The organism is Achromobacter sp. 18P8.1.1 (genome assembly GCF_057799415.1).
Genome location: NZ_JBYOKH010000070.1, coordinates 23,193 through 32,052, shown reverse-complemented (window position 1 = coordinate 32,052; position 8,860 = coordinate 23,193). Strand labels below are relative to the sequence as shown.

10 protein-coding genes are annotated in these 8,860 nt (G+C 66.9%); 6 read left to right on the top strand and 4 right to left on the bottom strand.

The features are described from left to right. A partial coding sequence (locus AC27VE_RS28700; protein ID WP_488705645.1) for an LLM class flavin-dependent oxidoreductase occupies positions 1 to 678 on the top strand: 678 nt, incomplete at its 5' end. Here AC27VE_RS28700 and AC27VE_RS28695 read toward each other — a convergent pair. After that, positions 675 to 1,088 carry an OsmC family protein gene (locus AC27VE_RS28695; RefSeq protein WP_488705644.1) on the bottom strand — a complete coding sequence of 138 codons (414 nt, stop codon included), beginning with the start codon at positions 1,086 to 1,088 and terminating at the stop codon, positions 675 to 677. The genes AC27VE_RS28700 and AC27VE_RS28695 overlap by 4 nt on opposite strands. Before the next feature lie 39 nt (positions 1,089 to 1,127). Further along, on the bottom strand, positions 1,128 to 2,465 hold the full coding sequence (locus tag AC27VE_RS28690) for an LLM class flavin-dependent oxidoreductase (RefSeq protein ID WP_488705643.1): 1,338 nt from the start codon (positions 2,463 to 2,465) through the stop codon (positions 1,128 to 1,130). A 190-nt stretch (positions 2,466 to 2,655) separates the two neighbouring features. Here AC27VE_RS28690 and AC27VE_RS28685 point away from each other — a divergent pair, with 190 nt between their 5' ends. Genes AC27VE_RS28685 through AC27VE_RS28665 form a run of 5 tightly spaced genes read left to right on the top strand, consistent with a single transcriptional unit; the run spans position 2,656 to position 7,120 of the window. Beyond that, on the top strand, positions 2,656 to 3,801 hold the full coding sequence (locus AC27VE_RS28685) for an ABC transporter substrate-binding protein (RefSeq protein ID WP_488705642.1): 1,146 nt from the start codon (positions 2,656 to 2,658) through the stop codon (positions 3,799 to 3,801). 9 nt (positions 3,802 to 3,810) lie between these two features. Next, on the top strand, positions 3,811 to 4,686 hold the full coding sequence (locus AC27VE_RS28680; protein ID WP_315130028.1) for a branched-chain amino acid ABC transporter permease: 876 nt from the start codon (positions 3,811 to 3,813) through the stop codon (positions 4,684 to 4,686). Beyond that, positions 4,670 to 5,662: a branched-chain amino acid ABC transporter permease gene (locus AC27VE_RS28675; RefSeq protein ID WP_488705641.1), complete on the top strand. Its 993-nt coding sequence runs from the start codon at positions 4,670 to 4,672 to the stop codon at positions 5,660 to 5,662. Before AC27VE_RS28680 ends, AC27VE_RS28675 begins: the two co-directional genes overlap by 17 nt. Further along, positions 5,659 to 6,432, top strand: coding sequence for an ABC transporter ATP-binding protein (locus AC27VE_RS28670; protein ID WP_488705640.1), 774 nt, complete (start codon positions 5,659 to 5,661; stop codon positions 6,430 to 6,432). The genes AC27VE_RS28675 and AC27VE_RS28670 overlap by 4 nt, the downstream gene beginning before the upstream one ends. Further along, positions 6,422 to 7,120, top strand: a complete 699-nt coding sequence (locus AC27VE_RS28665; protein ID WP_488705639.1) for an ABC transporter ATP-binding protein — start codon at positions 6,422 to 6,424, stop codon at positions 7,118 to 7,120. The genes AC27VE_RS28670 and AC27VE_RS28665 overlap by 11 nt, the downstream gene beginning before the upstream one ends. Positions 7,121 to 7,150: 30 nt before the next feature. Here the strand turns inward: AC27VE_RS28665 and AC27VE_RS28660 are convergent, their stop codons facing one another. Both AC27VE_RS28660 and AC27VE_RS28655 read right to left on the bottom strand, forming a co-directional pair. Continuing rightward, positions 7,151 to 8,143: a Bug family tripartite tricarboxylate transporter substrate binding protein gene (locus AC27VE_RS28660; protein ID WP_427962427.1), complete on the bottom strand. Its 993-nt coding sequence runs from the start codon at positions 8,141 to 8,143 to the stop codon at positions 7,151 to 7,153. Positions 8,144 to 8,254: 111 nt separating this feature from the next. Beyond that, the gene (locus tag AC27VE_RS28655; RefSeq protein WP_488705638.1) at positions 8,255 to 8,854 is read right to left on the bottom strand and encodes a thiamine pyrophosphate-dependent enzyme; all 600 of its coding nucleotides are present in this window, start codon (positions 8,852 to 8,854) and stop codon (positions 8,255 to 8,257) included. Positions 8,855 to 8,860: the final 6 nt, after the last annotated feature.

Genomic DNA, 8,860 nt, shown 5'->3' with positions numbered 1-8,860 from the left:
CGGCCGCAACGCTCGGCGCGCGGCGTCGCGCGTGAGGCGATTCTCTTGCAGCCGCACGCGCAGCCCTTGCCGTTCGAGCAAGCCGTGGACGCCTTGTTCGGGCTGCTGGCCGGCACTTACACGCTGGACGACGGCAGCCGCGTCCACGCGACGCCGGGCGCTGGCGCCGCGCTGGAAACCTGGGTGCTGGGGTCGTCGGCCGGTGAAAGCGCGCAGTTGGCAGGCAGGCTCGGGTTGCCGTTCGCCGTGAACTACCACGTCAGCCCGGCTACGGCGCTGGATGCCGTGGACGCCTACCGCCGCGCGTTCGTGCCGTCGGCCACGCTTGCCCGGCCGTACCTGATGATCTCGGCCGATGTGGTTGTGGGACGCGACCTGGCCGATGCGCAACGCATCGCCCGGCCTTATGGCGCCTGGGTGCAGGGCATCCGGCGGGGCGAGGGCGCCACGCGCTACCTGTCGCCGGAAGAGGCCGAGGCCATCGTGCTGGAGGACGACCTGGTGCAGGACCGGGTCAGCACGCAGTTTGTCGGCGATGCGAATGCGGTCGTCAAGGGCTTGGAGACCCTGGTCCGAGCCACCGAAGCCGATGAGTTGATCGTCACCACCAACGCGCACCGGCACGAAGACCGCGTGCAGTCGCACGAATGGCTGGCGCAGGCGTGGTTGGCAGCCTAGTGCGCCGCCTGCGCCACGATCTGGACGGTGACCGGCGCACCGCGCGATACGGACCCATAGATCGGGCAGATGCGCAGGTACTCGCCCACCAGCGCGTTCGCCTGCGCGTCGTCCACGCCGGTCAGCGTGAATGCCAAATGCACGTGGGCATAGTGGCCGGGCTGCGCCTCGTCCGCTTCGGAGTCGCCCGTGACGACCACGCGCGATAAGGTCAAGCCCTGTTCCCGCGCGCTGGATTCGATCACGGCGTGTGCGCAGGTCGCCAAGGCGGCCAGCAGCAATTCGCCGGCCAGCCAGGCTTCGCCGGGTCCGCCGCGCGAGGTGGTGGCGTCGGCGATCAGATGCTGATCGCGTGCGGACAGCAGGTAACGGCCGTTCTGGCCGATGGTGGTGCTGGTGATGCTGGGCATGATTGGGGCCGCCTTGTTGATGAGTCGGGTAGGGGAGGGTCAGGCCGCCGGGCGCGACAGGTTCAGATGGTCGCGCAGCGTCGTGCCGCCGTATTCGGTGCGGAACAGCCCGCGCCGCTGCAATTCGGGAATGGCCAGGCGGACGAAGTCTTCGATGCTGCCGGGCACATAGGGCGCCTGGATCATGAAGCCGTCGCACGCGTCGGCGCGGAACCATTGCTCCATACGGTCGGTGACCGTCTCCGCGTCACCGATGAAGTCGCGCAAGGTGCCCACGCCATAACGATGACCCAGTTGCGACAGGCTGAGGTTCTGCTTGCGCGTCAGTTCCGCCACTTCCTTGTAGTGCCCTTGCACGCCCGGCACGTCCATGTCGGGCAGCACTTCGTCTTGCGGGAACTGCGCCAGGTCGATGTCCAGGTGATACGACAGCGTCGACAGTCCGGCTTGCGGGGTGGCCAAGCCGTTCAGCAGCGCATCGGTCGCCTCCGCCGCCGCGGCGGTTTCGCCCACGATCGGCACGATGCCCGGCAGGATCTTCAGCGTAGCGGGGTCGCGGCCATGGGATGCGGCGCGTCCCTTCATCTCTTGATAGAACGCCTGCGCCGATTCCAGCGACGAATGGTTGACGAAGATCACGTCGGCCCATTTGGCGGCGAAGTCGCGGCCGCGGCCCGAGGCGCCCGCCTGGATGAACACCGGGCGGCCCTGCGGCGGCCGGCTGACATTCAACGGCCCCTGGACGCGGAAGTAGCGTCCGTCGTGGTTGATCGCCTGCACCTTGGACGGGTCGGCGAACAGCGGTGCGTCTTTGTCGCGCACCACGGCGCCGTCCTGCCAGCTGTCCCACAGGCGGCAGGCGATCTCGACGAACTCGTCCGCGCGGTCATAGCGTTCTTCGCGCGACAACTGGTCGTCGCGTCCGAAATTGGCGGCCTCTGCCTGCTGGAACGACGTGACGATGTTCCAGGCCGTGCGGCCCGCGCTCATGTGATCCAGCGTAGCCAGCGAACGGGCCACCGCGAACGGTTCGAAGTACGACGTGGAAATGGTGCTGGCCAGGCCCAGATGCCGCGTGGCGGCGGCCACCGTGGCCAGCACGATCTGGGGTTCCAGCCGCAAGGCGCCCAGCGCGCCGTAGCGCAACTGGCTGTCCATGCTGCCTTCGTGGCGTTGCGGTACGGCCAGGATGTCGGCCAGGAACAGCAGGTCGAACTTGCCGGCTTCCAGCAGGCGGCCCAGATTGGCGTAGTACTGCGGCGACAGGATGTCGGTGTCGGCTTGCGGGTGGCGCCAGCCGCCATGGTTGCCCGAAACCGGGCCGGCCTGGACGAAGGCGGCCAGATGCATCTGGCCTTGTGATTGGTATTGGGACATGACGGGGGACGGCGCTTGTCGCGCGAGGGATAGGAAGAGGGTTCAGCCCAAAAATTATAGGGATGAAAGCTATGCCGCACGGCTATTAGCGAATAACGCACGAGTCTTTGCGCAGGCCTGCGCCAGCGGCCACAATTCCCGGTTCCGCAGCGGTTTCTCGTTGCGCCATGTCATGATCAAGCAGACTTCCATGTTCAAATTTCTACGCCATGCGCTGGCCGCCAGCCTGGTGCTGTGCGCCGCCTCGGCCCACGGCGAAACCATCAAGCTGGGCACCATTCTTTCCACCACCGGCCCTGCAGCGTTCCTTGGCGAGGACATGAAGGATGGGATGCGGATCGCCATCGACGAAATCAACGCCGGCGGCGGCATCAACGGCAAGCAGATCGATTGGGTGTTCTACGACGCCGAAAGTCAGACCGCCAAGGCACTGGCCGCCACGCGCCGGCTGCTGTCTCAAGACAAGGTCGACATCCTGGTGGGCGGCGGCAACATGAGCGGCATCGCCCAGGCCATGGTGCCGCTGGCGCAGCAGGCGCGCACGCCGTTCATCTCGACCGAGGGCGCGGCTACCATCGCCAGTCCGGCCAAGGAACGCGAATGGGTCTTCAAGAGCACGGTGGACGACAGCCAGGTCTTCGCCCGTCTGGCCGACTACTTCAAGAAGAACGGCATCACGCGCATCACGTTGCTGCATGACACCAGCGGCTTTGGCCAAGCCGCCGCCGATGCGCTGCGCGCGTTCGCGCCGGGCCAGAACCTGCAGGTCAACTACGAGGCCTTTGCGCCGTCCGACACCGATCTGACGCCGCAGCTCACGCGCATTCGCGCAAGCGACACCCAAGCCATCGTCTGCTGGACGGTGACGCCCGCCGGCGTGATCTTCATGCGGCAGGCCAAGCAACTGGGCCTGGGCGACCGCAAGTTGATCCATAGCTACGGCTTCGTGTCGCAGCGCTATATGGAACTGGCCGGCGCCGACGCCGACGACGTGCTGCTGGTGTCCGTGAAGTTCCCCGTGGGCGCAGACCTGCCGGATGACGACCCCTTGAAAGCCCGCATCGCCGCGCTGACCGAGAAATTCCAGACGAAGTTCAAGCGCGCGCCCAACCAGTTCGTAGCGCAGACCTATGACGCCGTCTGGCTGGCCGCGGGCGCGCTGGCCAAAGGCCCCGAGAAAGACCGCGTGCGCGCCGCGTTGGAAGGCACGCGCCAGTACGAAGGCGTGGGTGGCGTGTTCAACTTTTCGCCCGACAGCCATTCGGGCCTGGCCAAGAGCGACATCGTGCTGATCAACTGGAAGGACGGGCGCTTCCGCTTGGCCGACTACCGGTAAGCGCGCGGCATGCTGGACGCTCAATTCATACAGCTGCTGCTGGCGGGCCTGGGCACGGGCGGCATCTACGCGATGATCGCGGTGGGCTTCAACATCATCTTCAAGAGCACCGGTGCGCTGAACTTCGCGCAGGGCGAATGGGTGATGATGGGCGGCCTGTTCGCCGCCGTGGCCGTGTCGGAGATGCCGGTGTGGCAAGCCTGCCTGCTGGCCACCGCCGCCGTGACCCTGGTGGGATGGCTGTCGGACCGCATCGTCATCCGGCCCTTGCGCAACCATGCGCCGCTGACGCTCACGCTGGTGTCGGTAGGCCTGGCCATCGCCAGCAAGAGCCTGGTGATGCTGACCTTGGGCAAGAATCCGCAGGGCTATCCCGGCCTGTCGGGGGCCCGCAAGTTCGAGGTCCTGGGCGCGCACGTGGACGCACAGACCCTGTGGATCCTGGCCATCACGGTCGTGCTCATGCTTCTGACGCATGTGTTTTTCGCGCACACGCGGTATGGCACGGCCCTGCGCGCCGCCTGCGCCAACCCCGAAGCGGCCGCCTTGGTCGGCATCAGCCACCGGGGCGCGATCGCCGCGTCCTTTGCGTTGGCAGCGCTGTATGGCGGCCTGGCTGGCGCCATCATCACGCCCATGACGCTGATGTCCTATGACAGCGGCGCGATGCTGGGCTTCAAGGCCTTCAGCGCCGCCATGCTGGGCGGGCTGGGGAACCTTTATGGCGCCTTGTTGGGCGGCCTGTTGCTGGGCGTGCTGGAAACGTCCATCGGCGGCTACCTGACCACGCAATTCAAGGATGGCGTGGCCTTCCTGGTGCTGCTCCTGATTCTGACCGTACGCCCGCAAGGGATATTGGGCCGTCCCGATGTTGTCAAAGTTTAAAGGGCGTTCCAAGACGCCCGCAGTGGCGCGGTCCGCGGGCGCCAGCCTGCGCGTGCTGGGGTTGACCTGGCTGATCCTGGCGGTGTGGCCGCTGGTGGCGCCCAACGATTACCTGGTCAGCCTGGGCGGCACGTTCTTCATCAACCTGCTGCTTGTCCTGAGCCTGAACCTGCTGGTGGGTTATGCGGGCCAGGTGTCGTTGGCACACGCCGGATTCTTCGGCCTGGGCGCCTACACAAGCGGCGTGCTGTCGGCCAGCCTGGGTTGGAGCCCCTGGGCCGGGCTGGCGGCGGCCCCCGTGCTGTGCGCCTTGGTGGCCTTGTTTGTCGGCATTCCGACCTTGCGCCTGCGCGGCCATTACCTGGCGATGGCCACCTTGGGCCTGAACGCCATCCTTTCCGTGCTGTTCGTGGGGCTGGTCGGCATCACCGGCGGGCCCAACGGCCTGATCGGCGTGCCGTCGTTCACGCTGGCCGGCTGGGACCTTGGCGTGCCCGCCGCCTTCTTCTTCCTGGCGTGGACCGTGGCGGGGCTGGCGATGCTGGGCTTGCGCAACCTGGTCCAGGCGCGGGCGGGCCGCGGCCTGCGCGCGCTGGCGGCCAGCGATATCGCGGCCGCGTGCATGGGCGTGCCCGTGCTGCGCTACAAGCTGACGGTATTTGCGCTGAGCGCGGCGCTGGCCGGTGTGGCGGGCTCGCTGTACGTGCACCAGAACAACTACGCTTCCCCCGAAACGTTCTCTTTCTTCAATTCGGTGCTGCTGCTGGTCATGGCCGCCATTGGCGGGCTGGGCCGCTACTGGGGCGGATTCCTGGGCGCCTTGCTGTTTACGGCGCTGCCCGAACTCATGCGCAGCATCCACGACGCCGAACTGCTGGTCTTTGGCGTGGCGATGATCGTGGTCGTCGGTTATCTGCCGGCCGGCCTGGCCGGGCTGCTGGACAACCGGATCAAGCGGCGGGGAGGGCAGCCATGAACGCCTTGCTGCATGCCCAAGGGATCAACCTGGCGTTTGGCGGCTTACAGGCCCTGGACGACGTTGCGCTATCCGTCCTGCCCGGAGAGATCCATTCCGTGATCGGCCCCAACGGCGCCGGCAAGTCCACGCTCTTCAACGTGCTGACCGGGGTGGCGCGGCCGGACGCCGGCGCCATCACGTTCGACGGTGAACGCATCGAACGCCTGCCGCCGCACCTGCGGGTGTTGCGCGGTATGGCCCGGACGTTCCAGAACCTGCAGATCTTTCCGGAACTGTCGGTGCTTGAGAACGTGCTGGTCGGTCGCCATGCCCGCACGCGTAGCGGCTTTTTGCAAGGGATACTGGGTACCGCAGCCGTGCGGCGTGAACGCGAATCCGATATCGATATTGCCCACGCCAGACTGGCCGAGCTGGGCCTGGATAAGCGCGCGGCCCAATTGGCGGGCAGCCTCAGCTACGGCGACGCCAAACTGATGGAAATCGCGCGCGCCATGGCGTCGGAACCCCGCCTGCTGTTGCTGGACGAGCCCATGGCCGGCTTGCCGGCGGAAGCCGTCGCCCGGGTTGTCGAGGCCACGCGCGCCTTGAACCGCCAGGGCGTTGCCGTGTTGCTGGTGGAACATAACGTGCGAGTCGTGATGGAACTGTCGCACCGGATTCTGGTGCTGAACAACGGCCGCCGCATCAGCGCCGGCACGCCTGCCGAGGTCCGTCAGGACCCCGCGGTGATCGAAGCCTATTTGGGAGTGGCGACCGATGCCGCTTGAAGTACGAGGCCTGACGGCCGACATCGGCGCCGTGCGGATTCTGCAAGGCCTGGACCTGGACGTGGCCGAGGGCGAGGCGGTTGCGCTGATCGGTAGCAACGGCGCGGGCAAATCCACGCTGATGCGTTCGGTGGCCGGCCTGTTGCGGCCCATCGGCGGGTCGGTCCGCTACGGTGGCACCGACCTTGGCCGCCTGAGCGCCGACAAAGTGGTGCGCCTGGGGCTGGCGCTGGTGCCCGAAGGGCGGCAGATATTCGCCCCGCTGACCGTGCGCGAGAACCTGCTGATGGGCGCCTACGCCAAACGCGAAGGCCCGCGTGAACTGGAGCGCGTGCTGGCCGTGTTTCCGAAACTGGCGGCCAGGCTGCAGCAACTGGGCGGCACCTTGTCAGGCGGCGAACAGCAGATGCTGGCGATCGGCCGCGCGCTGATGAGCGCGCCACGCCTGTTGTTGCTGGACGAGCCGTCCCTGGGACTGGCGCCCAAGGTCGTTGCCGAGATCTTCGAGGTGATCGGCCAACTCGTGGCCAGCGGCACCTCGGTGCTGCTGGCCGAACAGAACGCCGCCATGGCGCTGCGTGTGGCCGGCAGGGGTTACGTGCTGCGCGAAGGCAACATCGTCCTGTCGGGCAGCGCGCGGGCGCTGGCGGACGACCCTACGGTGCAACAGGCGTATCTGGGCATCTAAGCGAACGGGCCGATGCCCGGCCCGATTCGCCTACTGCGGTTTGAGGCCGGCGGACTGCACGATCGGGGCCAGACGCCGCAAATCGGACTCCAGCGCTGACTTCAACGCGGCGGGACTGCCGCCCATCACCGCGGCGCCATCCCGTTCGATTTCGGCCTTGACCTCGGGGCGGCCCAACACGTCGTTCAGCGCCTTGTTCAGTTCGTTGATGGTGCGGTCCGGGGTGCCGGCCGGCGCGATGACGCCATACCAACTGACGTGCTGATAGCCGGGGTAGCCGGCCTCTGCGACGGTCGGGATATCCGGCAAGACCTTCACGCGCTCGGCCGAAGTGACCGCCAATCCTCGCACTTTTCCGCCCTCGATGTATCCCCGCATCGTCACGCTGGTGCCGACCCAGGCCGATAGGCGGCCGCCCAGCATGTCGGGCAGGCCTTGGGCAATGCCGCGATAGGGTATCAGGTTCAGGCTCGACTTCGAACGTGCTTCCAGGTCCAGCATGGCGATCTGGATATTCGTGGTGGGATAACCAATGCTGACGTCGCCCGGTTTGGCTTGCGCCTGACCAACGAAATCCCCCAGCGTGGCGGGTCCGTTTTCGGCGACGGCGACGATATAGGGCGTCGAGAGGACCAGGCCGACCGGCTTGAAATCCTTCAGCGGGTCATAGGGCAGGCTCTTGTAGATGAGCGGGTTCACGGCGATATGGTCGACCAGCGTCAAACCCAGCACGCGTCCGTCGGGTTCGGCGCGCGCCACCGTCTGCAGCGCAATGTTGCCGTTGGCGCCGCCCTGGTTCTCGACCACGATGTCCGTGCCCAGCGCCTTGCCCAGCGGGCCCGCCAGCAGCCGGCCCAGGCGGTCTCCGCCGCCGCCGGGCGGAAACGGGACGATCAGCCGCATCGGCTTCCCCGAAAACGTCGATTCGGCATGCGTTGCGGATGGCGCCACGCTTAACACGACGGCGCACGAAATCAGCGCCAGCCCGCTGGCGCATAGACGGCGGAACGTGAACAGGCTCATGCTTGTCTCCTTGGATCCGCGCCGGGTGGCGGCGGAAGGCTTCTTGAAGAAGCTCGAATGGGCAAATCAATGGTGTGCGTGCGGCCGGCCATGGGCGGCCGCACGCATGGCTTATCGGTGGGCGTTGCTGCCCAGCAAGGCCTCGCGGAACCGGCTCCTCAAGTAGGGCCCGTCACGCGGGGGAAGGGCGGTCGGTTGCGGCGCGGTGCTGACCTTGATGGCGGCCAGGACGGGCCGCGGCGCATGCAGGATGTCCTCGGCGGCGACCTCCAGTTCAGCCTCCGTCCGCACCAGCAGCGCCGTTTCGAAACCGCAGGCTTTGGCCACTGCGGCGATGTCCACGCCGCGCCCGGCGTGGGCGGGCTGCATGCCGGTCTCGGCGTAGTGTTCGTTGTCCACCACGACCACGCTCAGGTTCGGAACGGCGTGCACCGCCACGGTGGCTAGCGATCCCAGGCCCATCATCATTTCGCCATCGCCGACAAAAACGATGACGCGGTTCGTGGGGCGGGCTTGCGCCAACCCAAGGCCCACCATCACGGCCCCGCCCATTGCGCCCCATAGGTAGAAATTGCGGGGGCAATCACCGGCGGCCGCCAGGTCGAAGGTGGGATTGCCCAGGCTCGAGATCGCCAGCGCGTCGCCGCGGTCGCGCAGAAGCCGCGATACCACTGCCCGCCGGTTCAACATCGCGGTGTTGTGCTCTTTCATGGATGT

Bases quoted from the DNA above. Each gene is read 5' to 3' on its own strand.
- AC27VE_RS28695 (WP_488705644.1), bottom strand. From the start codon at position 1,088: ATGCCCAGCATCACCAGCACCACCATCGGCCAGAACGGCCGTTACCTG.
- AC27VE_RS28690 (WP_488705643.1), bottom strand. From the start codon at position 2,465: ATGTCCCAATACCAATCACAAGGCCAGATGCATCTGGCCGCCTTCGTC.
- AC27VE_RS28685 (WP_488705642.1), top strand. From the start codon at position 2,656: ATGTTCAAATTTCTACGCCATGCGCTGGCCGCCAGCCTGGTGCTGTGC.
- AC27VE_RS28680 (WP_315130028.1), top strand. From the start codon at position 3,811: ATGCTGGACGCTCAATTCATACAGCTGCTGCTGGCGGGCCTGGGCACG.
- AC27VE_RS28675 (WP_488705641.1), top strand. From the start codon at position 4,670: ATGTTGTCAAAGTTTAAAGGGCGTTCCAAGACGCCCGCAGTGGCGCGG.
- AC27VE_RS28670 (WP_488705640.1), top strand. From the start codon at position 5,659: ATGAACGCCTTGCTGCATGCCCAAGGGATCAACCTGGCGTTTGGCGGC.
- AC27VE_RS28665 (WP_488705639.1), top strand. From the start codon at position 6,422: ATGCCGCTTGAAGTACGAGGCCTGACGGCCGACATCGGCGCCGTGCGG.
- AC27VE_RS28660 (WP_427962427.1), bottom strand. From the start codon at position 8,143: ATGAGCCTGTTCACGTTCCGCCGTCTATGCGCCAGCGGGCTGGCGCTG.
- AC27VE_RS28655 (WP_488705638.1), bottom strand. From the start codon at position 8,854: ATGAAAGAGCACAACACCGCGATGTTGAACCGGCGGGCAGTGGTATCG.